This is a genomic window from Cohnella faecalis, assembly GCF_003570905.1.
Lineage (GTDB): Bacteria > Bacillota > Bacilli > Paenibacillales > Paenibacillaceae > Cohnella > Cohnella faecalis.
Genome location: NZ_QXJM01000039.1, coordinates 1,162,340 through 1,187,487 on the forward strand (window position 1 = coordinate 1,162,340; position 25,148 = coordinate 1,187,487).

Sequence of the window (25,148 nt, forward strand, 5' to 3'; positions counted from 1 at the left end):
AATAAGGAATGAGGGCGAATTCCGCCGCTCATTCCTTATTCGCGTTTGTTGCGCGGCGGTTACTGTGGAGAGCCGTTACTGAAGGGGTTCCTTTACTCCCTGCCCCTGCCCATGTACACTTTTTGATAGACGATTTTTTCATAGGGAAGTATGCTCTAGCAAGTCATTCTCGAGGAGTCGATAGACGATCATGAGGGTATTAATCGTAGACGATAACGCGACCAACATTATGGTCGTTCAAGAAATGCTCAAAAGAGCCGGTTATGAGAAAATAAGCACGGCGTCTTCGGCGAAGGAAATGTTCGACGTGCTGGACGGCACATTCGATCCCTCCTCGTATTCTCCTCCGAAGATCGATTTGATTTTGTTGGATTTAATGATGCCCGTCATGGATGGAATCGAAGCTTGCCGGATCATCCAGACGGACGCCCGCTATCGGGACATACCGGTCATTATGGTGACGGCTATAGGAGACTCCCGCAAGCTGGCCGAAGCGCTCGACGCCGGCGCGATCGATTTCGTTACGAAGCCGATCAACAAGACGGAGCTTCTCGCCCGGATTCGGACGGCGCTGAGGCTGAAGCGGGAGCTGGATTGGCACAAGGAGCACGACAGGAAAATGCAGGAGGAGCTGACGCTTGCCCGCAAGGTGCAAGAATCGGTGCTCCCGGATGACATGGAAGGGGACGTTATTCGGGCCAAAGCGTTCTTCCGCGCTTCGGAGCAGCTCGCTGGAGACCTGTACATGTGGCATCGAATCGACGAAGGCCGGTGGTGCTTCGCTGTTATCGATGCGATGGGACACGGGCTGTCGTCTTCATTGGTCAGCATGTTCGTCGCTTCCGTGCTGAAGGAGGCGATGCGAACGTTATGGTCGCCGGAACGAGTGTTCCGCGAGTTGAACCGGCGATTGCTGAGCCTCGAATTCGACCATGAGCTCATTACCTATTATTGCACGGGGATATATGCCACGATTGACTTGGAACGCGGCAGGCTCGAATACGCGAATGCCGGTCATCCGCCGGGACTGCTCTACAAGCGGGGGAAAACCAATCCGATCCGGCTGGGGACGACCTCGGCTCCGCTTGGCATGTTCGATTCGATGCAGCCGCAGTCCGACGTCATCGAGATCGAATCCGGCGACAAGCTTTACTTTTACACGGACGGCGTTCTCGGACCGTTTCCAGGCGACGATTTGGCGCAAATCGACCGGCTGGCCGAGTTTTTGCTTCAATCGAGCGAGGACGAGGACAGCGTCGACCAGCTTATTCAATGCCAGCCTTTGGACGGCCGCTCCGATGATCGCTGCTTGATCAAGATAGAAGTCGTACGGGAGAGATTATCATGAAAATAAGATCCAAGCTGATAGGCGGATTTTCGCTGCTCCTGTTGATCATGGTCATCAATACTTCTCTCAGCTACGGCAGACTCTCGAAGATGAACGAGAGCATGAACGATTTTTACGAGAACCGGTTTCTGAAGGTTGTGCTCGTGCTGAATGCACGGGGGGAGGTCAACTCCGCAGGAAGAAGCATTAACGATTTTCTGCTTGGCAACGTGGACAATCCGGAGCAGGCGACAGACAATATTCAGACGAGAATATCTAACGTAAGCGAGCAGATCCAGAAGTTCGCCAAGCTCAACATTTCTCCTTCGGAGCAGCAAATTTTGGACGAGTTGAACTTCAACAAAGGCCGCTATGAGGAGTTTTTGCAGCGGTTTATCGAATTTGCGGAGAATGGTCGGGTCGATGATGCCAAAGCTCTTCTTTTGTCTCAAGGAAGAAGCTTTCAGGACGCTTTCATCAATTCGTTGAACTCGGTCGTAACCTTCGAGCAAAAATCGCTTGAAGCCGACATTGCTTCCTCCAAACAAGCGTATACAGACTCGGTAAGATTGACGGCCGCTTCGACCGCGTTCGGTATTTTGCTAGGCGGATTGATCATTTGGCTGGTCATCCCCAGCATTACGAGAGGGCTGAATCAACTGGGCAAAATGGCGGAGCGCTTCGGAAGAGGCCGGCTGAAGAGCTTTTCGCGCATGGAGGTCAGATCCAAGGACGAGCTCGGCGATCTTGCCGGAATCTTCAAGCGGATCGCGCTCGAGCTTCACGCCAAGAACGAGCTGGAAGCCCGATTCAACGAAGCGCAGAAGCGCCAAGCGGCTATGGACGGCCAATTGGCGCGGGTTCCGGAGCTGCTTCGCCAAACGTCGGAACCTGACAAGATCGCCCAGTCGTTCGTCGCTGAATTCGCTCCTTATTTGGGCGCTTCTTACGCTGCCGTTTATTTGACGGATGCGCTGGGGGCGGGAGAGAAGCTTACGCTTGCGGGAGCCTATGCCGCCTTGGACGACGGGGAAAACCCGCTTAAACCGACCGCCTCCTTCCGTCGAGGAGAAGGTCTCGTAGGTCAATGCGCAATGGGATATTCGCCGCTCAAGCTCGACGATGTGCCGGAAGACTACGTCAAAATCTCCTCCGGGCTTGGTTCGGCTCGCCCGAGACAGCTGGCGCTCTATCCGATTCGCTTCGATGAGGAAGTGATCGGCGTGCTGGAGCTTGCCTCCCTTGCGCCGATCCCGGCCGAGAACGACGAATTGGCCGCAGCGCTGTGCGAAAAATTCGCCACGATCATGAACCACATCCGCTCCCGCCAGCGGGTCGAGGAGCTGCTGCGGGAATCGCAAACTCAGTCCGAGGAGCTGCAGGCGCAGTCCGAAGAATTAATTGCGCAGCAGGAAGAGCTGCGGCAGACGAACGATAAGCTGGAAGCGCAGAAGAGCATTCTGAAGCGATCCGAGGATCGCCTTCGCCAGCAGCAGGAAGAGCTTGAGCATACGAACCAGGAGCTCACTCTCAAGACGATGTCGCTGGAAGAGCACGTCAAGAGAACCGACATGCAGAACCGCCAAATTGCCAAAGCCAATTCGGAGCTGGAGCGGCAAGCGCTGCAGTTGGCGCTTTCGAGCAAGTACAAATCCGAGTTTCTGGCGAATATGTCGCACGAGCTTCGCACGCCTCTCAACAGCTTGCTCATTCTGTCCGAGTTTTTGACGGAAAATGAGGAACGCAATTTGACCGACAAGCAGCAGGAGTATATGCGGACAATTCATTCGTCGGGGTCCGAGCTGTTGAAGATGATCGACGAAATTCTGGATTTGTCCAAAGTAGACGCAGGCAAGATGGATATTCATCCGGAATGGATGGCGATCGGGGATATTACCGCATCGATCGAGCATATGTACGCTCCGATGGCACTGCGGAAAGGTCTCGGATTCGGAATTAGCGTCGCAGACGAGTTGCCCGATTCGTTCCGAACCGACGGGCATCGGTTGAACCAAATATTGCGCAACTTGCTTTCCAATGCAATGAAATTTACGGAGACGGGGTCGGTTGAAGTAACCGTCACCCGTCCGTCCGAGGACCAGCTGCGTTCGCCGGATCGAATCGAGGGTATGTCCTATTTGGCGTTTACGGTTACCGATACGGGAATCGGAATAGCTCCGGAAAACCGTGAATCGGTCTTCGAAGCGTTCCGACAAGCCGACGGCACAACGAACCGCAAATACGGGGGGACGGGGCTTGGTCTGACGATCAGCCGCGAGCTTGCAAGACTGCTGGGAGGTTGGATCGGCCTTTGCACAGAGCCGGGCAAAGGGAGCTCGTTCACCCTCGTGCTTCCCGAAACATTCAGCGAGGTGAAGGTCGACAAAGCTTTGAGTCCTATTCTGGAGCTGGAACGGGGGCAAGAACAGACAGCGGCGGCCGCCGCTCCGGCTGCACCGGAAGTCGAGGATGACCGGGATACGATTTCGAAGGGCGACAAAGTGCTGCTCATCATAGAGGACGACGTCAGCTTTGCCAGGGTGCTGCTCGAAATGGCGCGTTCACGCGGCTATAAGGGAATAATTGCGCTTAGGGGCGACGAAGGGATCGAAGCCGCGCGCACGTTCATTCCCGATGCGATCATTCTTGACATTCAACTGCCGGTAGCCGACGGCTGGACGGTGCTTTACGCGCTTAAGGACAATGCCGAAACCCGGCATATTCCGGTGCACGTCGTCTCCGTTGCGGAACAATCGCCGCATGGAATGAGGATGGGAGCGATCGACCATCTGCAGAAGCCCGTCAACCGGGAGCAGCTGGAGGAGGTGTTCGCTAACTTCAGCGCCGTGCTGGACAACAAGCCGAAGCATCTGCTGCTCGTGGAAGGAAACGACGTCGAGAGAGCGAGCCTATCGGAATTGATCGGCTATGACGACGTTGCCGTCACGGGCGTCGCCGATGCCGAGACCGCCTGGGGGTTGCTCGAGACGGGCCAATTCGATTGTGTCGTCATTAGCGCGGACCTGTCCGACCGCGGGGTAACCCGACTGCTCGACCGAATTCGCAAGAAGCCGTCAATGCGGCGGCTGCCGGTCATCCTGCACGGAGCGGACAGTCAACGGGACGAAGAAACGGTACGCCGATTTCATCGGTACTCCGATACCATCCTACTGAAGGATGTCAAATCGCCGGAGCGATTGCTGGAAGAGACAACGTTATTTCTCCACCGCGTAGAGGAGGATCTTCCGGAAGAGAAGAGGGAGCTTCTGCGGAAGCTTCATCGGAAGGAAGAGGCGTTCGAGCACAAAAAAATTCTGCTTGTCGACGATGATGTCCGCAACGTATTCGCATTGTCCAGCGTGCTGGAGCACCGTCAGATGGAGGTCGTGGTGGCGGAGAACGGCAGGGAGGCTATCGAGAAGCTGAAGGAAAACGCGGACGTCGATTTGATCTTAATGGATATTATGATGCCTGAGATGGACGGTTACGAGGCGATGCGAAAAATTCGGGAGAATCCCCAGTGGAGCAAGCTTCCCATCATCGCGCTTACTGCAAAGGCGATGAAGGATGACAGAGGCAAATGCATTGAAGCGGGGGCGTCGGATTACATTGCGAAGCCGGTTCATACCGATCAGCTGTTGTCCTTGATGAGAGTGTGGCTGTATCGATGACGAACCATTCGCACGACGTCGATCCGGATACGGAAAAAATCGAGATCGCGCTGCTGCTCGAAGGAATCTTCCGCAAATACGGGCACGATTTTCGCCGCTATTCCTACTCGACGATGAGACGGAGAGTGTGGCACAGAATCCATCTGGAGGGGCTACCAACCGTATCCGCTCTGCTGGAAAAGGTGCTTCACGACGGCGTCCTGTTCCATCGGTTGCTGCGCGATCTGGTTATTCCCGTAACGGAAATGTTTCGCGATCCGGATATGTTCCTCTCGTTCCGGCGCAATGTCGTTCCGATTCTCCGCGAAATCCCCTACGTGCGAATCTGGCATGCAGGCTGCTCGACCGGGGAAGAGGCTTATTCCATGGCGGTTCTGCTTCACGAGGAAGGACTCCTCGATAAGACGCGCATTTACGCGACCGATATTAGCGAGGACGCTCTCTCGCGGGCGAAAGAAGGCTTCATTCCGATCGACCGGATGAAGCTGTATACGAAAAATTACCAAGCGTCCGGAGGGCTCGCCTCGTTCTCCGATTATTACGTCGCCGAGCACGGTCTCGTTATGCTGAAGCCTTCGCTAAGGAAAAATATCGTCTTCGCCCGCCACAACCTTGTGACGGACCGTTCGTTCAACGAGTTTCACGTTATTTTGTGCCGCAACGTCATGATCTATTTCGACGGGGAGCTTCGCGACCGCGTTCACGGGCTGTTTCACGAAAGCCTCGCGTCCGGAGGGTTTCTGACAGTCGGCAGCAAAGAATCGATAACCTTCACCTCAAGGAGCGGCTGCTACGACGCGTTCGACGACCGAAACCGGATTTACCGCAAAAACCCGTAACGGTTTAGCCGCAAGGCTTGCTCTCTTCTGCGCCTTCTCCGGTTCAAAACAATTCCGCCGGGGTATATTTAAGGGGAAGGGGGGATTAGCGTGGCTATGACCATCGGTATTTTCGACCGGGAAAGCGACGTCGCCGAGGCTATTCGGTTGCTTCGCGAAGCCGGCCTGGAGCAAGGCGATATTCGCGTCGTCGTCAAAAACGCGGAATCCGCTCGCTGGCTCGTCTCCGAGACAGATGTGCCCATCGAGGAGTTAACCGCCATCCGCGCCGCAGGGCAAAAAGAGTCGGCGGCAGACGGGATCGAAAGCGATACGATTGTTCTTCCCGCCGCCATTATGGGAACGACAACCGGAACGTTCGGCTACGGCTACGTCGGAGGAGCCGCCGCTTACGGTACAATCGTCGGCGGCTTGGACGGAGACGATGAGGTTCGAACGACGGAGATTCTTCGGAATATCGGCGTTTCGGACGAAGCGGCGGGTCAATGCGGAGTTGCATTGAACGAAGGAAGCTACTTGTTGCTGGCGGAATCCGGCGAGGAAGCGCAGGCGGAGCAGCTGCTCCGCCACGCGGGGGCCAAGGATATTCGCTCTTAAGCAACAGGGCTGTCCCGCAAGGTTTTTTATCCTTGCGGGACAGCCCTGTTTTTATTTTGATCGAGATGCCGCAACCAAACGGTTCGGCTTCACGATATCGGCGACGGGATTATTCTCGCCCAGAATACGGTCGCGGATAATTTGGGCGCCCAGCATGCTGTAAATCGTCCCGTTGCCGCCGTAGCCGAGGCAATAGTGCTGACCGGGCCGGTCGGGATCCTCCCCGAGCCATGGCAAGCCGTCGGCCGATTCGCCGAATGCGGCGCACCAGGAATAATCGATTTTCGGCTTCAGGCCGGGGAACAGCTTTTTAATTTCGGCAAGCAATCGCATCGCTCGCGTCCGTACGTCCTGAGCTTGCAGCACGGGCGTGCGGACGTTCTCGTCCAGTCCACCGACGATCAGCCGATTGTCAGCGGTCGTTCGGGCGTACAAATACGGCCGCGCCGTCTCCCATAGCATGAACCTCTCATGCCATTCGGCCAGCGAAGGCAGAGGACTTGTGACGATTGCGTAGGATCGGCCCAGATTCGCGCGGATCCATTGGCCTCCGGCGGTTTCGGGCGTGTAGCCTACCGCATAGACGATGTGCTCCGCTTCGATCTCGCCGTTATCCGTCCTGATTCGATAAGCGCCTTTCTTGCCTTCCGTCGACAGCATAGCCGTATTTTCGAAAATACGCAGCCCGCTGTCGGCCGCCGCTTCCGCCATTCCGTGTACGAATCGAAACGGATTGATTTCCGCGTCTCCCCTGGTTACGATAGCTCCTTCCTTGCGAAAAGGAAAACGGGAGCTTATGCGTTCCACGTCCCACCAGTCCGCATCGAAGCCGTGGCGTACGAGCAGGTCGTACTCTTTTCTAAGCGCCGGGACGTCTTGAGCGTTAGAAGCGAAGTACAGGCTGCTGCGGCGCTTGAATTCCGACTTTCCGGGAAGAGACTCGGCGATATCGGCGATATGCTCGGCGGCTTGCTTGCACGCCCGGTAAAAACGAACGGCAGCCTCCTCTCCGATTTCGCAAGCGAATTCGGACAGCATTTTATCGTTGGAATATTGCAGCAATCCGGTGTTCGACGAAGTGCTTCCGGACGCTACCGTCCGCTGTTCGATCAGGACGGCAGGAATGCCGCTCTTGGCGAGCACGTATCCGCAGACCGCGCCGGACATTCCTCCCCCGACGATGACGGCTTTCGTTCGGATTCGCTCCCGAAGCGCCGGATAGCTCCGATGGCCGGGCAATGTCGCGGGCCAGTACAAGGAACCCGTATGTAAGTAGATGTTCTCCACCCCTTTGACGTAGTAGCAAATAAAAACGCCCCCGGATAAATCCGGAAGCGGCCTTGCATCGGCGGTCACTTGAACCAAGGGAAAATATACCGGACGATAAAATAGAGTGCCCCGAAAAAGATAATTAAATAAGCGGCGTATTTGATAAAGGTGGAAAGCACGACGCTGGAGTCCGATTTACGTTCAACGCGCCGCTCTTCAATGTCCACATTGCGCTCGGTCATTTGTCATTACCTCCTTTCCGCCTGTTCGTTTGCTACAATAAACGTGTACCCCGCCCGGCCCCTTTTCGAAACCAGGAATAAAAAGAGGCGCATTGTTTCATTGGGGGCGGAAGCGGGTTATAACATCATTAGGGCGAACTTCAAACAGCACCTCGTACATAACGAGTGGAAAGGGGATATACATGCGCACGAACAAACTTACGCTCCGCACGGATAACCGGGAAGATCGCACTATCGTCCATGTCGGAGGAGAGCTGGACCTGGAGGTGGCGTCTCAGATGCGTGCGGCGATGGAGCCGCTCATGGGGCTTGCCGACCGGAGACTGACCTTGAATTTGAGCGAATTGAAGTATATCGACAGCACGGGAATTGGAATTCTCATCTCGGTTCTGAAGGCGAGACATTCGAGACAAGCGCCGTTCGATGTAGAGGACGTGCCGGAGCACATTCGCAAACTGTTCGATATGACCGGGATTACTCCTTTTTTGGCGGCTGCGGAATAACGAAGCATTTTAAAGAAAGGAATGTGATCAAACCATCATGATCCTAGAAGGACAAGTGACGTTGACGGTGCCAGCGCGCGCGGAATTTATCGATATCATCCGTTTGAATTTGTACGGTTTTGCTACCAAGATGAAATTTTCTTTCGAGGAAATCGAAGATATGAAAGTCGCGGTATCCGAGGCGTGCAACAACGCCGTACTGCACGCATACGGCGCGGAAGACGGAATCGTCGAGGTGACGTTCGTCGCATCGGAGGAGGAACTGGTCATTACGGTACGCGACCGGGGAGTCAGCTTTTCTCCTTCGGGAATCGGAGAAGGTAAAACGCTGCACGGCAAAACGATTGATGAAATCCAGTCGGGCGGATTGGGTCTGTATTTAATGCAAGCTCTCATGGACCGCGTGGAAGTAAGCAATGAGAACGGTACCGCGGTTACGTTGGCCAAACGCAGAGCGCAAAGCAAAGAGACGGCATGAACCCGGCCGGATCGGCGCGTCTGCCCGACGACGCGATCTCCGTACTGATCGAGTATCAGACTACTTTCGACGAAGAGCTTGCCGACCAGCTCATTCGGCATTTTGAGCCGCTTGTGAAGATGGCTGCGAACAAGATGTCCCGGAATCGGCCGGACTTGTTCGACGATTTGTTCCAGGTCGGTCAGATGTCCTTATTCAGGCTGCTAAAGCAGTTTGACCCGAAGCTGGGAATGCCGTTCGAGCCCTATGCCATGAAGAGCATTATCGGCCATATGAAAAATTATTTGCGAGATAAATCCTGGTACATTCAAGTCCCCCGAAGGATCAAGGAGAAAGGGTTGGCCGTTCAGCAAACGATCGACGAGCTTACCCTGATCCTGGAGCGTTCGCCTAACGTAGAGGAGATAGCGGCGCATCTGGAGCTTGAAGTCGAGGAAACGTTGGAAATATTGGCGGGACGCGACCTCTATCATTACGTCTCGCTGGATACTCCGACTTCCGACGATGAGAATACGGCGGTATTGGGCGATATGATCGGCGCGCCTTCCGACGACTTCACCGCGTTGGAGAGGAAGATCGATTTGGACGAGGCCTTGTCGAAGCTGAAGCCGGAGGAACGACAGGTGCTTCAGCTCGTATTTGCCGGAGGCTTGTCGCAGCGCTCGATTGCCGACCGTCTATCCGTTTCCCAAATGAGCGTTTCGCGAATTCAGAAGCGGGCTATTGAGAAGATGAAGGAGCTGCTGAACGAGCAAACGGGAGAAGAAGGGGCATAATCGAAGGGACGGGCGCAGATGTTTCACCGGCTGCTGAACGGGTAATAAGTATTACGTTAGACATTATCGTTCAGAGGAGCTGGGAATCATGACGATAAAATACCGAATTGCTTGTCCGGGCAGCGATATTTATGTCTTGGAGAAAGAAGACGGATTTCATCTCACTGTTAGTTCCCGGACTAATCCGCTTAGCTTCGGCAGCAAGGTGGCGGCTTTTCATTCGCTGGGCAACGCGGTTGAAGCGGCGGAAAGCTTCCATGTCGTCTTTACACTTTCCAAAGAGTACGGCTACCATTTGGACCAGAATCAACTGAAGAAGGACGGCTTGCAGGCTTTATCTGTTCTTGAACTGCTAGAGTCGCCTCGTTCTTCCACGGACTTGAGAGACATGTTCGAGAGAGAAAAGGCTGTTGTTAGAGAATAAGCGCGGTAGTGCGCGGCATCTAACGTCCGCTTTCTGGACTCAAACCAATAAGCACTCAGCGATTAGGAGCTGTTCCTTAAGGTCGTCATGGACCGAAGGGGCAGCTCTCGTTTATGTGCAGAGCGCGCGCCAGTGGGAGGGACTCCCATACATTCGATGACAAAGGTGTGCAGAACGCGCGCCAGTGGGAGCAGCTCCCGCATATTCGATGACAAAGGTGTGCAGAGCGCGCAACAGTGGGAGTAGCTCCCGCACATTCGATGACAAAGGTGTGCAGAACGCGCGCCAGTGGGAGCAGCTCCCGCACATTCGATGACAAAGGTGTCTAGAGCGCGCAACAGTGGGAGTAGCTCCCGCATATTCGATGATAAAGGTGTGCAGAACGCGCGCCAGTGGGAGGGACTCCCATACATTCGTCAGGATGTGTGTTTTGGACCGTAGGCCTTGCTTTGCTGTAAAATATACTGTTATTTTTCCCGCGAAGTACGCTCTGGAATAGTGGAATGCACTATGTACAGGTATTTGCATCATTTTGAAGTAGGACAGGGGTTTGTTGGCGGATTAGCTGTATGTTCCTCCACGGCCCCCTAATTAAACTGGAGTCCTGTCCCCCAATTGAATTAGACTATTTATATGGGGAGGCGGACAGTATGCGATTAGGAAAAGTGCTTGAGGAAAAACGAATGCAGATTGTCAGAGAAGCGCTATCCGGTGTAAAGATTGCGGTATTAGGTCGCAAATATGAAATCCATCCAGAAACGATACGTAACTGGGTAAGAGAGTACGGCGATAAGGTAGGGCCTGACCAGCTCCCTTCCACAGACGAGCAAATCCAGGAGCTGAAACGGCTCCAAGAAATCGAAGAGAAATACAACCTGGCCTTAAAGAAGCTTGGCGAAAAAGAACTCGAAAATGAAATTCTCCACGAGCTTCTAAAAAAGAAGAACCCCGCTTATCTGAAAAATTCGAAGTAGCCGACCAGTTTATTAAGCGGGGCGAAAAGACAGCACTGGTCCTACGCATTCTGGATGTAGCAGAATCGTCCTACTACGCGCGTAAAAAACGAAGCCATACACCAAACACAGATGCGGGCAACCGGTCCACCGATCGTGGCAGAGGTCGCCCATTCCCCGGTTTCTCCCTCACGACGACGGGAGAACGGGTAAGCGATGAGCAGATTCGGGAATGGCTGCTTGAACTCGTAGAGGGCGAAGAGCACGTGTACGGCTACAAGTTGCTGGCACAGTGCTTACGAAACGAATGCGATCTGATCTTGAATAAGAAGAAAGCGCATCGGCTTTGTCAAGAGATCGGTATCTTGCAGGAGCAACGAAAACGGAAAGTAAAGCACCCCAGAAGACTTGCAAGGAACCACCTGATCACAGGCCCGAACCAGCTGTGGCAGGCGGATATTAAGTATGGCTATGTGGCTGGGCGGGAACGATTCTTTTTCGTAGCCACCATTATTGACGTGTTCGATCGGGTAGCTGTCGGCCAGTACAGAGGACATGTGTGTGAAGCGAAGCATGTGGTTCAGACGCTAGTGACAGCCTTACGCCAGCGTGTCGGCGAAACAGGACCATTCCCTATTGTGCGCACCGACAACGGGCCTCAATTCGTCAGTACGCTATTTGGAGATACATGCGAAGCCTTCGATATTACGCACGAGAGAATCCCACCTCGTACACCAAACATGAACGCCTATATCGAGTCTTTTCACAGCGTGCTCGAAGACAACCTGTTCTCCAAAGCCGTCTTCATGACCTTTGAAGAGGCGTACGCTGCACTTGATACGTACATGGACTTCTACAACAACCGGCGGATGCATGGAAGCTTAAAACGTATGCCACCAGAAGAATTTTCGAAGTGGGTTATGCAGCTTGAAGACCGCACACCATTTTATAGAGCTGTGTAAAAGCATGATAAACAGAACTAGGCTACGCGTGCGCCTTTTTATGTGGGGCTGACTCCAGAATTAAGGGGCCTAGCCGGTTCTCCAGTTAATTTATGTAAATTTGGTTTTTTTAGAAAATTAACTGTGCATTCTACAGTTAATCTTCAGACGAGGGACGGAGGAGGAGCTGCACATTTGACAGAACGAGACGGCAGCACGTACAAGCAGCACGTACAAGAAGCACGTACAAGAAGCACGTACAGGCAGTACGCACAGGCAGTAAGTGCAGGGAGCAGCGCAGGAGCAATAGTACTTAACAAATAGAAAATCGCCGACAACGAAGCCGATAGAAGCGGCCGAATTGTCGACGATCTTCATTAAACGTTATCTTAGCGGTGGTGTGGGTTGCGGTCAATTCAATGCTGAATCGGATCGGAAACGAAACCTTCTTCTTGCAGTTCTTGACCGGTTTTGACTCGCTCCATATCTTTGCCTAGCCGCTTCAAGTCCGCTAGATCCTGCACCATCGATCCGTTGTCGGCTTCCTCGACGGATTTTGGCGGCATGGGCGACGAAAGCAGCCGGTCTCCTCGTTCGGGTGAGTACCGCCGTGCGGTTGGCGAGACATCACTATACACTTTGGATTTGCGATAAGCCATAGTCGACACCTCCTTCGTTGAACGCCGGAACAGGGGGACGAGGCCGACTTTCGGCATACCGCCCTCCGAAGCGCCGCCTCCGTCATCCCCGCTTGCACGCTCAGCCTTCGCGCAGCAATAGCGGTTCCATCCATCCAGCGACACGCAGTCTCCGCCGCAATAACGGTTCCACCTGCCAGCAAGCTCAGTCTCCGCGCACCAATGGCGGGTTCAACCCGCCAACAGCCCGCTTAATGACCGCTCTTCTGCGCCTGCTCTTCTTTACGATCTTCTTTCCACGTCTCCAGCTCGTCCTTGGCCGACCGGATCGCGGATCGCGTTTTGCCTACGAGATCGGATGCTTGATCGCCGACTTGGCTGACCGTGTCTTTCGCTTTTGAAGTCACGTCGGAGACGAATTGCTTCGTCCGATCCTGTGCGTCGATGTACCGGTTTTTAATGTCGCTCCGCAGCTCGCGGCCGGATTTCGGAGCGAACAGCAACGCTGTCGCCGCGCCAACGGCGCCTCCGATCAAAGCTCCCTTGAACATTCCCTTATTAGCAGCCATGTTCATTCCTCCTTTGTACGGTTGAACCCTTGACGGCGCTTCGACCGGCAGTCTGCCGGCCCGAATGCCGTCTTGTTGGTCTATTACCCTTCGGAGGCGGCTAATGAAACGCGCTCTTCCCGCAAGGAGCGCTTTCGTCTACAATAGTAAAGATAATGTGAGACAAGAGAGCGAGGACGGATATGGAATTCCAAAATAACGCTGGCGCCTCGCCGGTGCACTGGGGAAGGAGCGGCAGCTCCAACGATTCCCGACGCGAGGAACGGCGCTGGAAGCCTGTCGACTTTATTCTCGTCGGGCTGTTGACGCTGGCCGCCGCCTTGATGGCATTTACCGATTTGGGCAACCGAACCGGTCCCCAAACGTATTGGAAGCCGGATTTGTCCGGAGAAGGCTTCGTCGTCGACTTCGGCCAGCCGAGACAAGTCGACAGGCTTAACCTGTACGAAGGCCCGGGGGCCAAGGGACAGACTAAGATCGAAATGTCTTTGGACGGCAAGACATGGTTGCCTTATCAGAGCATCGAGCATTCGACGAATCGAGTGTTCACGTGGAAGCACGAGAAAGATACGCGGGTGGATGCGCGTTATTTTCGGTTCACAGCCGAACGGACAGGCTATCGGCTGTATGAAGCCGCTTTCTATACGAATGGCGTTACCGTGCCGATTCCGGTCGAAAGCATAGAACCGATCGGGACGAAGGGGGCGGAATCGGAAGGCGGCGGAGAGCAGCTTTTCGACGAGCAGCAGTGGGCTCCCGAACGGGCGGATTATCGGAACAGCATGTACTTCGACGAAATTTACCACGGACGGACGGCTTACGAGTTCGTCGAGGGCATGGAGCCTTACGAAAACACGCATCCGCCTCTGGGCAAAGTATTGCTCGCGATTGGGGTCAAGCTGTTCGGCATGACGCCTTACGGCTGGCGATTCATGGCTGCCGTAGGCGGGACGCTGATGGTGCCTTTGTTCTATTGGGCGGCGCGAGGCTACTTCCGCCGAACCCGGTACGCGACGCTGGCGACACTGTTGCTTGTGATGGAAGGGTTCCATGTCGTCCAATCCCGCATGGCGAATGTCGATATTTTCGGCGTAACCTTTACGATCGTCATGTTTTACGCGATGTATCGCTTCGGGGAGACGGCTTGGAGAAACGGCGGGCTGTGGCGGGGGATTGGGTATCTTGCGCTGAGCGGTTTGTTTTTCGGAATGGCGGCGTCGGTCAAATGGAACTACCTCTACGGCGGGGCGGGGCTTGCGATCTTGTTTTTCCTCGCTCTCATACGCCGAATCGGCGAAGCAAGAAGCGATAGCGAAGGCGGAATAGCAAAAAGGGCGCTGGTTACGCTCGTTGCCGCGGCGGTGTTTTTCGTCGCTTTGCCGGCTTCGGTGTACACCGTATCTTACATTCCTTACGAACGGGCAACGAAAGTCGATGATAACTGGAAAGATTTATGGCAATACCAGAAGAATATGTACCATTATCACAAAGGGGTCAAAGAACAGCATCCCTACGCTTCCAAATGGTATACATGGCCGCTTATGCTGAGGCCCGTCTGGTATTACGGGGGCAAGGATCTCGCTCCGGGAGACGCGCAAAGCATCGCCGCAATCGGCAATCCCGTCGTCTGGTGGGTAGGGCTGCTGGCGTTCATCGCGTCGTGGTGGTTCGGAATCGTCCGCAGACGAGACAGGGTTGTGCTTACGTTGACCGTCGCCTACTTGTCTTTTTACGTCCCATGGATGGTGGCGCCGCGAAGCATTACGTTTTTGTATCACTATTTTCCGATGGTGCCGTTGCTTATTCTGTCCTTGGTATGGATGCTGCAGCGTGTGGAAGAATCATTTCGTTACGGCAACCGCGTGACTTGGATTGTCGTCGGAGGGGCGGCCGCGCTGCTCGTCTGGTTCTATCCGGTCTATACGGGAATTACGATAAGCCGGGAATGGATGAACATATGGATTCGCTGGCTCCCGAGCTGGGGATTCTGAGGTTGCATTTAGGAGGTAGGTCGGTCCATGAGCAAGGGTTGTTTTTTGTCCGTCGTCGTTCCCATGTACAACGAAGAAGAAGTCATCGAAACGACGTACCGTCGACTGTCCGACGTACTCGAATCGCTTGGAGAGACATATGAGATTATTTTCGTGAATGACGGGAGCAGGGACCGCACAGCGGACATCGTCCACGGCATATGCGCCTCGGATTCCCGGGTGAAGCTCGTCGATTTTTCGCGTAATTTCGGCCATCAGATTGCGGTGACCGCTGGGATGGATTACTCTTCCGGACGAACGGTCGTGCTGATCGACGCCGATTTGCAGGACCCGCCGGAAATTATTAAAGACATGGTCGAGCGCTGGCGGGAAGGCTACGATGTCGTGTACGGCAAACGGATTGCCCGCAAAGGCGAGACGTGGTTCAAGAAAACGACGGCCGCCATGTTCTACCGTTTGCTGCGATCGATGACGTCGGTCAATATTCCAGTCGATACGGGCGATTTCCGGCTGATGGATCGCAAAGTATGCGACGCGCTATGCGAAATGCGAGAGCGTAGCCGGTTTATTCGCGGTATGGTGAGCTGGGCGGGCTTCCGTCAAGCTTCGGTCGAATACGTGCGGGAAGAAAGATTCGCCGGAGAGACGAAGTATCCGCTGCGCAAAATGATCAAGCTTTCGTTGGACGCCATTACGTCGTTCTCCACGAAGCCGCTGAAGTTCGCGGGAATACTCGGATTTTTGCTGTCCGCGGCGGGCTTTATCTATTTGTTAATCGTTCTGTACCAGCGCTTGTTTACGGAGACGACCCAAAAAGGCTGGACATCGCTAATCATCATCAGCTTGTTCTTCCATGGGATTACGTTGTCCTTGCTAGGCGTCTTGGGAGAGTATATCGGCCGGACGTACGAGGAGTCGAAGCGTCGGCCTCTGTACTTGGTGTCGGAGAAGGTGAACTTCGAGAGCGGAGCGGTTGCGGATCGAGCCGAGGAAACTCGTGCGAAGTCGGACCCGAAGCCGGTGCTGACAGCCGGAAAATAATCAAAGGGACAGAAGCGAAAGGCCGCAGCTCAAGGCTGGCCTTAGCGACTGTCCCTTTTTGTTTTGGCGGGGCTAGGCCGCCGATCGGGCCGTTTCTTTGAGAAGATCGACGAGATGACGGATCGCAGGATCGAACCATTTCTTTTTGTGATGGATAACCTGGGAGTAGACCGTCATTTCCGCGTGCCGGAACGGAAGCGAGACTAGCCGGCCTTCCGCGAGCTCGCGCTCAAGGGCGATCCGGGGCAGCAAGCCGATACCTAGCCCGTAGCTTACGCATTGCTTGATCGCTTCGAGGCTGCCGAATTCATGGTGGATATGATAGGAGACGCCGTGGCGGCCCAGCAGCCCCTCGAACGCGGCTCGATACGTGCAGCCGTTCTCCGTCGCGACATACGATTGACCGACGAGCTGAGAGACTTCGAGATGGTGCGCCCCGCATAGTGGGTGGTCCGGCGCGGATACGAGCACGAGGGGCTCTTCTCGCAGAATGATGGCTTCAACGTCGTCATCTTTGATCGGGCGGTCGAGCACGATGCCGAGATCCAAATCGCCGGATTTGACCTGATGCAAAATTTGCGTCTCGGACAGCGGCAGCGCTTGAAGGCAGACTTGCGGATAGGTTTGTCGGAAGCGATGAAAAACTTGGGGAAGAAAGAAGGCCATTAAAGATTCGATTGTTCCAATGTCCAGATGTCCCTTTACTTGGCGGGAAATAACGGCTAAGGAGTCGTCGTACAGCTGCAAAATCCTCTCGAACGTTTCCTTGAGCTGCTCGCCTGCCGACGTTAACCGGACCGTTCTTCCGTATCTTTCGAAGAGGAGCACCCCATATTCCGTCTCCAGCTTCTGAATGTGAGAGGTGACGCTGGACTGAACATAGCCGAGGCTTTCCGCCGCTTTCGTGAAGCTGTTGCATCTTGCCACTTCGATGAATGATTTCAAAAATACGAAGTCCAAATTCCCGTCACCGTCCCGTCTGAGCGGCCCGTCCTCGTTTGCCGAAAATTCTACTGAGCAAGGATGCAAGTTTTGAAGACGCGCCTGCATCCGCCTTAAGCGGCTCGAACAGTTCTGCGGACCGCTTGATTCCCAGCTTTCTTTCACGTTCCAGCCGCTCGCATTCCCATATTCTAAAGGCCGAATAGTCGTCGATCAACACTTTTTTTCGCCTCCCCAATTGTCGTTGGTTCATCTTACCACCACTTCGGCAAAGTCAGTTATCCTTTGTTTTTCATGGCATCTATCGGGTTTTTCGATGGAAACGCATCCATGGGGAAGAGGACATTTGCCGTTTGCCTTTCTTTTGTGCATAGTGGAAGAGACGGAGTATCAATCTAACTATCCAATGGTTGAACATTAGAACGTATAAGGGCACAGGGGGAGCGAACGATGACAGAACGATTGGCAACCGCAGGCGACGTTCCTTTGGTTTTGACGATTAGAGGCGGGCTGCCGGAAAATGTTCACAGGGGACGGATTTGCGTCGTTTCGGCGGATAACCGGAAAATAGTGGAAGCTTACGGAGACGCGGACGCTGCGGCCTTTATCCGATCGGCTGGCAAGCCTCTTCAAGCGATAGGCCCGCTGCTTGGAGGCGTTGCGGAGGCTTATGATTGGGAAGACAGGCATCTGGCCATGCTGGCCGCTTCGCATCGGGGGTTCCCGGCGCAAGTCGAAGCATTGGACGAAATGCGAAAAAAAGCGGGCATTCCGGAGGAGGCGTTCGCTTTCCGGGCTGGAGCGCCCATCAATGCCAAATCGCGGGACGAGTGGGCCAGAGACGGCGAATCTCCGCGCAAGCTGTATCATACTTGCGCGGGCAAGCATCTCGGAATGCTGGCGTGGAGCAAGCTGTCCGGATGGCCGCTGGAAGGCTATACGCGAATCGATCATCCCGCGCAGAAGCAGGTCGTTCGGCATATTCGGTCATGGACGAATACGGACGAGAACGACAGCGCCTTCGGTCGGGACGGCTGCGGCCTTCCTGCCGCTGCGGTGCCCTTGCGCAGCATCGCGCTTGCCTATGCGAGACTCGCTTGTCTCGATACGGCGCCGGCTGCGGCTTCGACTGAAGCCGCAGGCCGTGTCGCTCAGGCGATGAACCGTCACCCGGAGCTTGTGGAAGGGCAGGGGCGGCTCGCCAGCTTGCTGCTGGCGGACCCGAACATCGTCGCCAAAAGCGGAGCTCAAGGCTTGTTCGCGATCGGCTTGAGACGCGAAAGACTCGGCATCGCCATTCACGTCAGCGACGGCTCGGAAATGCCGTGGGCGTTAATCGCAATCGCGCTGCTGAAGCGTCTCGGCGGAGTATCGGCGCAGACGATGGCGAGCCTGGAGGCCCGTTATCCGTCGGAGTACGTGAACGATACGGGCGATGTGGCCGGGCACAAGGAGACCCTGTTTTAAGCCGTCCGTTTGCTCGATGGCATGCCGCTGACGGCTATCGGTCGGGAACGGCTCCCTTTTTATTTGATCTTGCAACCGTCTGTCGATATTCGGTAGGCGACTGCTCGTGCCATCGGCGGAACTGCTTGGAGAAGTAGAGAGCGTCGGGAAATCCGACCGACGAAGCGATTTGCTCTACCGTCAGCTCGGGTCTTTCGCGAAGCAGCCGCCGTCCGTGACCGATTCTTAGCTTGGACAGGAAAGTGGCCGGCGACAGGCCGGTTTCCCGCTTGAACAGCCGGGACAAATACGCCCGGTTATAGCCCAGAGCCTCCGCCATCCCCTCGATGGTAACGGGCTCCGCATATTGGGCGGACAAATATTGGGCAACCTGCCGGGTCAGTTCCTCGCTATGCGAGTCCGGGCGCAGAGGGGAAGCCGAGTCTTCGACCGCCGATTCCCGGAACGCTGCAAGCAGAAGGTGCAAATGCCCGTTGGCTTCCAAGGAAGCGGATCGGCCTCGCGCCCTGAACGCTTCGTAGATGCTCCGGCATCGCTCTTCGGGGCGCTGTCCGTTCCGGTGTCGACGACCGGACGTTCTTCCGTCAGCCCGGATTTTTCGACGAGAGCGGAAGCTCGCTCGCCCGCGAAGGCGATCCAAAGATAGCGCCACGGCTCGCGTTCGTCGGAAGTATAGCTGACGAGCTGCCTTGGATAGATAAGAAAGCTATGACCGGCTTCCAGCTCGGCTTCGAATTCGCCGACTTGAAACATTCCTTTTCCCGAAAGAACATGATGGAGCAAATAGTAGTCGACAACCTTCGGACCTGCCCGATGATTCGGCGCGGTCTGGCTCTCTCCCGCGAACAGGACGGTCAGCTCTTCCGGTTCCACGCCGACAGGATTGGAAGCGACGCGATAGGTGGCTGGATCAGGCATAGGGCATCCTCCTCGGTTAGTTGCATTTTAACATAGATTACTTTAGTTTCGTGTCCGAAAGTCACATTTCTCCATATCGAAAGCACTTCCCGCCATTTTTCCGCCGCCGCTTTTTTCGTTATACTTGAATTAATTCAATCCTTCATCTCTTCAAAAAAAGGTGGCTTAATCATGGTTCGGGTATCGGAACTTAAAAAGCTGTTCATAGAAAAGTTCGGGGACGACGACCGGCAAATTCGCGTTTTTTTGGCGCCGGGACGCGTGAATCTGATCGGCGAGCATACGGATTACAACGGAGGCTCTGTGTTCCCGGCGGCACTGACGTTCGGCACGACGCTTCTTATTCGCCCTCGTGACGACGGCAAGCTTCTGTTCGCCTCGACAAACTTCTCTATTACCCGGGAAATTTCCCTTGATAAAATCGCGTTCGAGGAAGCGGACGATTGGACCAACTATCCGAAGGGTATCGTGTGGGAGCTTGCTCTAAGAGAAATTCAATTAAGCTCGGGCTATGAATTTCTCTACCATGGCGAAATTCCGAACGGAGCGGGATTGTCCTCCTCGGCTTCGATAGAAGTCGTTACCGCTTTCGCCCTTCTTACGCTTGAAGGAAAGCGGACGGACACGGTCGAGATTGCGCAATGGTCGCAGCATGCCGAGAACGAGTTCGTCGGCGTCAAATGCGGCATTATGGACCAGTTCGCGGTTGCGAACGGAAGGAAGGATCACGCGATTCTGCTCGATTGCGACACGCTGAAGCACGAGCTGGTGCCGTTCCGTTCCGGCGACTATAAGCTGGTCATCGGCAACACGAACAAGCGCAGAGGATTGGTCGATTCCAAGTACAACGAGCGCCGCGCCCAATGCGAGCAAGCGGTGCGGGAGCTTCGCGCCGAGTTTCCCGGTCTGACGCTGCTAGGTCAATTGACTTTGGAGCAGTTCAATGCGAACGCTCATCTGATTTCCGACGAGACCGTCCGGCTGCGCGCCCGTCACGTCGTCGAGGAAATCGACCGCGTCTCCCGCTCGATGGAGGTGCTTCTCCGCAACGATCTGGCCGCGTTCGGATTGCTCATGAACGCTTCTCACGACTCGCTTCGCGATCAATACGAAGTAACCGGCGCAGAGCTTGACGCGATGGTGGACGCCGCCCGGGCCGTACCCGGCGTGCTTGGCTCCCGCATGACGGGAGCGGGCTTCGGAGGCTGCACGGTATCGCTTGTCCATCAGGCTTCCGTCGAACGGTTCCAAACCGAGGTCGGCCAAAAATACGAAGCGGCGACAGGGCTTCACCCGGATTTCTATGTTTGCGACATCGGCGACGGTGTTCATGAAATAAAGGAGGAGGAATAGATATGGCAGTATTGGTAACGGGAGGAGCAGGCTACATCGGCTCCCATGCGGTAGCGGCTTTGTTGGAGAAGGGCGAGCAGGTCGTTATCGTCGACAATCTCTATCAAGGTCATCGGGAAGCGATTCTGGGCGGCAAGCTGTACGAGGGCGATATCCGCGATGCGGAGTTTCTGGAGAAGGTGTTTGCCGAGAACGACATCGACGGGGTCATTCACTTCGCGGCGAATTCGTTGGTCGGGGAGAGCATGAAGGACCCGGGCAAATATTATCACAACAACGTGTACGGAACGCTATGCCTGCTAGAGCAAATGGTGAAGGCAGGCGTTAAACGCATCGTATTCTCGTCGACCGCGGCTACTTACGGCGAACCGGAGAAGGTACCTATCGAAGAGTTTGACCGGACGCTGCCGACCAATGCTTACGGCGAGACCAAGCTCTCGATGGAAAAAATGATTCGTTGGTTCGATGTCGCTCACGGCGTCAAATCGGTGTCGCTGCGATACTTTAACGCGGCGGGTGCCCACGAGAGCGGTAGGATCGGCGAGGATCACGAGCCGGAATCCCATCTGGTGCCGCTCGTCTTGCAGGTCGCTCTCGGGCAAAGAGAGTTCATATCCGTATTCGGCGACGACTACGGAACGGAAGACGGCACCTGCGTGCGCGATTATATTCACGTCAGCGATTTGGCCGACGCTCACCTTCTTGCGCTAGACCGCCTTCGCGAAGGCGGCGAAAGCTCCGTCTACAACCTGGGCTGCGGCAACGGTTTTTCCGTCAAGCAAGTTGTCGATATTGCCCGGCAGGTGACGGGACATCCGATTCCCGCGAAGATCGAGCCGCGCCGCTCGGGAGATCCCGCCATTCTTATCGCTTCTTCCGACCGCGCCCGCAGCGAGCTTGGCTGGAGTCCTCGCCGCGACAAGCTTGAAGACATTATCGCCAGCGCATGGAAATGGCATAGCGCAAATCCGAAAGGCTACGGCTTAAGATAAGACGGAAGGACTTGACCGTATGACTACAGAAGAAGCACGTGTAGGGACCTTTCCTTCCGAGGAGTCCGTGGCGCTGTGCATTGAGCGTCTCGTTCACTACGCGCTGCGGGCCGGATTTATCGAAGGGGCCGACATCGATTTCGCCCGCAATTCGCTATTGGACCTGTTCGGGTTGACGGAGTCGGCCGAAGTAGCGGAGGGAGTCGCATCCGAGCCTTTGCCGGACAGCCCGGTTCCGCTGCTTGAGCCTTTGCTTGACTCGGCTGCGGCTATGGGGCTTATGGACGATGATACGTTGACGTTTCGCGATCTGTTCGACGCCCGCATTATGGGGCTTCTCATGCCGCGGCCTTCGGAAACCCGACGGGAGTTCGAGCGGTTGGTTCGGGAGCAGGGCGTCGTTGCGGCGACGGATTGGTTTTACAGGTTCAATATCGACTCGAACTACATCCGCATGGATCGGATTCGTATGAACGGCTACTGGCGGCACTCGACGCCCGACGGAGAATTGGAGATTACCGTCAATTTGTCCAGACCGGAAAAGGATCCTCGGGAAATCGCCTTGCTCAAGACGCTGCCGCCCGCGAAATATCCGAGATGCCTGCTCTGCAAGGAGAACGTCGGATACGCGGGTAGGCGGGATCATCCGGCCAGACAGAATCTTCGGATCCTTCCATTGTCGCTTAGCGGCGAGAATTGGTACTTCCAGTATTCGCCGTACGTCTATTACAACGAGCACAGCATCGTCTTCCGCGAGGAACACGTCCCCATGAAGATCAGTCCGGAGACGTTCGCGCGTCTTCTCGATTTTACGGAAAGCATGCCGCACTATTTTATCGGCTCTAACGCGGATTTGCCTATTGTCGGCGGCTCGATTTTGAATCACGACCACTTTCAGGCCGGACGCCACGTGTTTCCGATGGAGACGGCGCCGGTCGCGGAATGGTACGCCGCCAGCGCAGAGCCTGAAGTGCGGCTCGGCATCGTCCAATGGCCGTTGTCGGTGCTTCGCTTGCGTGCGGCCGACAAGCAGGCGTTGCTTCGGACGGCGAAATCCGTTCTGGACAAATGGCAATCCTATAGCGATCCCGATGCGGGCATTGCAGCTTTTACGGGCGACACTCCGCACAACACGATCACTCCGATCGCGAGGTTTCGGGATGGCGGGGAATTCGAGCTTGATCTTGTGCTGCGCAACAATCGAACGAGCGAGGAGCATCCGGACGGTATTTTCCATCCGCATCGCGAGCTGCATCATATCAAGAAGGAAAATATCGGGCTGATCGAAGTTATGGGACTCGCCGTGCTGCCCGGGAGGCTGCAGCAGGAGCTTGCGGATATCGCCGAGATTCTTACCGGCGCTGCGCCGTTCGATTCCGAAGCGCTTCGCGCGGAAAATCATCCGCTCGGCAAGCATGCTGACTGGATTGGAGAGCTGGTCGCTGCTTACGGCACCGGCAACAGCGCGGCGCATGCGGATCAACTGCTGAAGTCGGCGGTCGGGGACAAGTTTTACGCCGTGTTGAAGGATGGCGGCGTATTCAAAGCCGAACCGGAAGGAAGAGAAGCGTTCCGCCGGTTTCTCGTCGGGACGGCGCTTGTCTAGATCGGCATGAGAGGGGGGCTGTCTTGAGATCGGGAGAGCGCTCGTCGAGGCGCGGTTTACGCCGAAAGTATGGGACCTCATCCCACTGTTGCTCATCCAAACGCGTTTTACGCCGAAAGAAAGGGAGCTCATCCCACTGTTGCTCAGCCGAACACATTTTTCGTCGAAAGAATGGGACCTCGTCCCACTGTTGCTCGTCCAAACGCGTTTTACGCCGGAAGTAAGGTACCTCGTCCCACTGTTGCTCATCCAAACACGTTTTACGCCGAAAGTATGGACCTCGTCCCACTGTTGCTCAGCCGAACACATTTTTCGCCGAAAGTATGGGACGTCATCCCACTGTTGCTCAGCCGAACACATTTTTCGCCGAAAGTATGGGACGTCATCCCACTGTTGCTCATCCGAACACATTTTTCGCCGAAAGTATGGGACGTCATCCCACTGTTGCTCAGCCGAACACATTTTTCGTCGAAAGAAAGGGACCTCGTCCCACTGTTGCTCGTCCAAACGCGTTTTACGCCGGAAGTAAGGTACCTCGTCCCACTGTTGCTCATCCAAACACGTTTTACGCCGAAAGTATGGGACCTCATCCCACTGTTGCTAGCCAGGATGCATACTGTGTGAAGGAATTTCTTCTCGATTACTCGAATATGGGAGTATAGGTCGTTTTCGTCATGAACCCCCTTTTGCATAATGGCTTTTTCGCTAGACTGCAGGACAACTCGGAACTTGCTTCTTCATGGTGATAGGCAAACAATCATTGAAGAGCATAAAGGACGGAGGAAAAATACGATGACTCGAATCGAAGAAAATGAGGTAGTCTTGTTCCAAGGTGACAGCATCACCGATTGCGGACGGGATCGCGGCGATCCTTACAGCTTGGGCAACGGATACGCGCAGTTTACGGCTGCCGAATTCGGCCGCAAGTACCCGGAGAAAAACGTGCGGTTTTTGAACCGCGGCATTAGCGGCAATCGCGTAGTCGATCTGGAGCGCAGATGGCAGGAGGATTGCCTGGATCTCGCCCCGACTTGGCTGTCGATCTACATCGGAATCAATGACACATGGCGCAGGTACGATAGCGGAGATGCGACGTCGACCCAGGCATACGAGGACGGCTACAGGCGAATTATCGAACACGCGAAGCAAAGCCTGGATGCGAAGCTGGTTCTCATCGAGCCGTTCGTTCTTCCGGTTCCCGAGGACCGCAAAGGCTGGCGTGAGGATCTCGATCCGAAAATTCAGGTCGTGCGCGAGCTCGCGAGAGAATATCGGGCGGCTTATGTGCCGCTCGACGGACTGTTCGCAGCTGCAAGCGCGAGACAGACGCCCGCGTATTGGGCGGGAGACGGAGTTCATCCATCCCCGGCGGGACATGCGTTGATTGCGAAAGCTTGGCTTGAAGCGGTAGAAGCGTAACGCGATTTTGTTTGTTGCGAAGAGGCTGTTCCGGAAGGTCAGAATTGACTGGAGGAGCAGCCTTCGACTTTGAACGGGGCGAGATGCTAGCAGCAAGAAGTTTTCTTATAAGTCTCAAGCTGCGACTGTGAGAGGCCGGAGCTATGAGAAATAGTCTTGCAAATACGTCGCTAGGGCAGGATTGGCGAAGGC

25 protein-coding genes are annotated in these 25,148 nt (G+C 55.1%); 17 read left to right on the forward strand and 8 right to left on the reverse strand.

Annotated elements, in window-relative coordinates:
* Positions 1-190: 190 nt before the first annotated feature.
* The 4 genes from D3H35_RS18210 to D3H35_RS18225 all read left to right on the forward strand — a co-directional run bounded on the left by D3H35_RS18210 (position 191) and on the right by D3H35_RS18225 (position 6,434).
* Positions 191-1,348, forward strand: coding sequence for a SpoIIE family protein phosphatase (locus D3H35_RS18210; RefSeq protein ID WP_119150648.1), 1,158 nt, complete (start codon positions 191-193; stop codon positions 1,346-1,348).
* Complete coding sequence (locus D3H35_RS18215; protein ID WP_119150649.1) at positions 1,345-4,998, forward strand: response regulator; 3,654 nt, start codon at positions 1,345-1,347, stop codon at positions 4,996-4,998. Before D3H35_RS18210 ends, D3H35_RS18215 begins: the two co-directional genes overlap by 4 nt.
* Positions 4,995-5,837: a CheR family methyltransferase gene (locus D3H35_RS18220; RefSeq protein ID WP_119150650.1), complete on the forward strand. Its 843-nt coding sequence runs from the start codon at positions 4,995-4,997 to the stop codon at positions 5,835-5,837. Before D3H35_RS18215 ends, D3H35_RS18220 begins: the two co-directional genes overlap by 4 nt.
* 90 nt (positions 5,838-5,927) lie before the next feature.
* Positions 5,928-6,434 carry a general stress protein gene (locus D3H35_RS18225; protein WP_119150651.1) on the forward strand — a complete coding sequence of 169 codons (507 nt, stop codon included), beginning with the start codon at positions 5,928-5,930 and terminating at the stop codon, positions 6,432-6,434.
* 51 nt (positions 6,435-6,485) lie between these two features.
* Here D3H35_RS18225 and D3H35_RS18230 read toward each other — a convergent pair whose 3' ends face one another.
* A complete protein-coding gene (locus D3H35_RS18230; protein ID WP_233568056.1) occupies positions 6,486-7,790 on the reverse strand; it encodes an NAD(P)/FAD-dependent oxidoreductase in 1,305 nt (434 codons plus the stop codon).
* Positions 7,787-7,945: a hypothetical protein gene (locus tag D3H35_RS31400; RefSeq protein WP_199728543.1), complete on the reverse strand. Its 159-nt coding sequence runs from the start codon at positions 7,943-7,945 to the stop codon at positions 7,787-7,789. Before D3H35_RS31400 ends, D3H35_RS18230 begins: the two co-directional genes overlap by 4 nt.
* Positions 7,946-8,127: 182 nt before the next feature.
* Here D3H35_RS31400 and D3H35_RS18235 point away from each other — a divergent pair, with 182 nt between their 5' ends.
* The 6 genes from D3H35_RS18235 to D3H35_RS18260 all read left to right on the forward strand — a co-directional run bounded on the left by D3H35_RS18235 (position 8,128) and on the right by D3H35_RS18260 (position 12,041).
* Positions 8,128-8,448, forward strand: coding sequence for an STAS domain-containing protein (locus tag D3H35_RS18235; protein WP_119150652.1), 321 nt, complete (start codon positions 8,128-8,130; stop codon positions 8,446-8,448).
* A gap of 37 nt (positions 8,449-8,485) precedes the next feature.
* Entirely contained in the window at positions 8,486-8,926 is a 441-nt protein-coding gene (rsbW, locus tag D3H35_RS18240) for an anti-sigma B factor RsbW (protein WP_119150653.1), read from the forward strand.
* Positions 8,923-9,702 (forward strand): sigma-70 family RNA polymerase sigma factor, encoded by a 780-nt coding sequence (locus D3H35_RS18245; RefSeq protein WP_119150654.1) that lies wholly within the window; start codon positions 8,923-8,925, stop codon positions 9,700-9,702. Before rsbW ends, D3H35_RS18245 begins: the two co-directional genes overlap by 4 nt.
* Positions 9,703-9,790: 88 nt before the next feature.
* Positions 9,791-10,126, forward strand: a complete 336-nt coding sequence (locus tag D3H35_RS18250; protein ID WP_119150655.1) for a hypothetical protein — start codon at positions 9,791-9,793, stop codon at positions 10,124-10,126.
* A gap of 650 nt (positions 10,127-10,776) precedes the next feature.
* Positions 10,777-11,100 carry a transposase gene (locus D3H35_RS18255; RefSeq protein ID WP_119148149.1) on the forward strand — a complete coding sequence of 108 codons (324 nt, stop codon included), beginning with the start codon at positions 10,777-10,779 and terminating at the stop codon, positions 11,098-11,100.
* Positions 11,101-11,135: 35 nt separating this feature from the next.
* Complete coding sequence (locus D3H35_RS18260; protein WP_233567784.1) at positions 11,136-12,041, forward strand: IS3 family transposase; 906 nt, start codon at positions 11,136-11,138, stop codon at positions 12,039-12,041.
* A gap of 395 nt (positions 12,042-12,436) precedes the next feature.
* On the opposite strand, the gene D3H35_RS18265 is transcribed toward D3H35_RS18260, so the two are convergent.
* Both D3H35_RS18265 and D3H35_RS18270 read right to left on the reverse strand, forming a co-directional pair.
* Entirely contained in the window at positions 12,437-12,823 is a 387-nt protein-coding gene (locus D3H35_RS18265; protein ID WP_119150657.1) for a hypothetical protein, read from the reverse strand.
* Between the two features lie 86 nt (positions 12,824-12,909).
* Complete coding sequence (locus D3H35_RS18270; protein WP_158594176.1) at positions 12,910-13,227, reverse strand: YtxH domain-containing protein; 318 nt, start codon at positions 13,225-13,227, stop codon at positions 12,910-12,912.
* Positions 13,228-13,409: 182 nt separating this feature from the next.
* Between D3H35_RS18270 and D3H35_RS18275 the strand changes: the two genes are divergently transcribed.
* Both D3H35_RS18275 and D3H35_RS18280 read left to right on the forward strand, forming a co-directional pair.
* Positions 13,410-15,218, forward strand: coding sequence for a phospholipid carrier-dependent glycosyltransferase (locus tag D3H35_RS18275; RefSeq protein ID WP_119150659.1), 1,809 nt, complete (start codon positions 13,410-13,412; stop codon positions 15,216-15,218).
* Positions 15,219-15,245: 27 nt separating this feature from the next.
* The gene (locus tag D3H35_RS18280; RefSeq protein ID WP_119150660.1) at positions 15,246-16,259 is read left to right on the forward strand and encodes a glycosyltransferase family 2 protein; all 1,014 of its coding nucleotides are present in this window, start codon (positions 15,246-15,248) and stop codon (positions 16,257-16,259) included.
* A 72-nt stretch (positions 16,260-16,331) separates the two neighbouring features.
* On the opposite strand, the gene D3H35_RS18285 is transcribed toward D3H35_RS18280, so the two are convergent.
* Together D3H35_RS18285 and D3H35_RS18290 are read right to left on the reverse strand one after the other, a co-directional pair.
* Entirely contained in the window at positions 16,332-17,204 is an 873-nt protein-coding gene (locus D3H35_RS18285; RefSeq protein ID WP_233567985.1) for a LysR family transcriptional regulator, read from the reverse strand.
* Between the two features lie 22 nt (positions 17,205-17,226).
* Complete coding sequence (locus D3H35_RS18290) at positions 17,227-17,454, reverse strand: hypothetical protein (RefSeq protein ID WP_147355888.1); 228 nt, start codon at positions 17,452-17,454, stop codon at positions 17,227-17,229.
* 197 nt (positions 17,455-17,651) lie between these two features.
* Between D3H35_RS18290 and D3H35_RS18295 the strand changes: the two genes are divergently transcribed.
* Positions 17,652-18,668, forward strand: a complete 1,017-nt coding sequence (locus D3H35_RS18295) for an asparaginase (protein WP_119150663.1) — start codon at positions 17,652-17,654, stop codon at positions 18,666-18,668.
* Between the two features lie 34 nt (positions 18,669-18,702).
* Here the strand turns inward: D3H35_RS18295 and D3H35_RS34230 are convergent, their stop codons facing one another.
* Together D3H35_RS34230 and D3H35_RS34235 are read right to left on the reverse strand one after the other, a co-directional pair.
* Complete coding sequence (locus tag D3H35_RS34230) at positions 18,703-19,152, reverse strand: AraC family transcriptional regulator (RefSeq protein WP_325050093.1); 450 nt, start codon at positions 19,150-19,152, stop codon at positions 18,703-18,705.
* On the reverse strand, positions 19,047-19,586 hold the full coding sequence (locus D3H35_RS34235) for an AraC family ligand binding domain-containing protein (RefSeq protein ID WP_325050094.1): 540 nt from the start codon (positions 19,584-19,586) through the stop codon (positions 19,047-19,049). Before D3H35_RS34235 ends, D3H35_RS34230 begins: the two co-directional genes overlap by 106 nt.
* A gap of 171 nt (positions 19,587-19,757) precedes the next feature.
* Here D3H35_RS34235 and D3H35_RS18305 point away from each other — a divergent pair, with 171 nt between their 5' ends.
* From D3H35_RS18305 to D3H35_RS18320, 4 genes are all read left to right on the forward strand, one after another.
* A complete protein-coding gene (locus D3H35_RS18305) occupies positions 19,758-20,939 on the forward strand; it encodes a galactokinase (RefSeq protein WP_119150664.1) in 1,182 nt (393 codons plus the stop codon).
* A gap of 2 nt (positions 20,940-20,941) precedes the next feature.
* Positions 20,942-21,931, forward strand: coding sequence for a UDP-glucose 4-epimerase GalE (gene galE, locus D3H35_RS18310; protein WP_119150665.1), 990 nt, complete (start codon positions 20,942-20,944; stop codon positions 21,929-21,931).
* 19 nt (positions 21,932-21,950) lie between these two features.
* A complete protein-coding gene (locus tag D3H35_RS18315) occupies positions 21,951-23,537 on the forward strand; it encodes a UDP-glucose--hexose-1-phosphate uridylyltransferase (RefSeq protein ID WP_119150666.1) in 1,587 nt (528 codons plus the stop codon).
* 792 nt (positions 23,538-24,329) lie between these two features.
* Positions 24,330-24,956, forward strand: a complete 627-nt coding sequence (locus D3H35_RS18320; protein WP_119150667.1) for an SGNH/GDSL hydrolase family protein — start codon at positions 24,330-24,332, stop codon at positions 24,954-24,956.
* Positions 24,957-25,148: the final 192 nt, after the last annotated feature.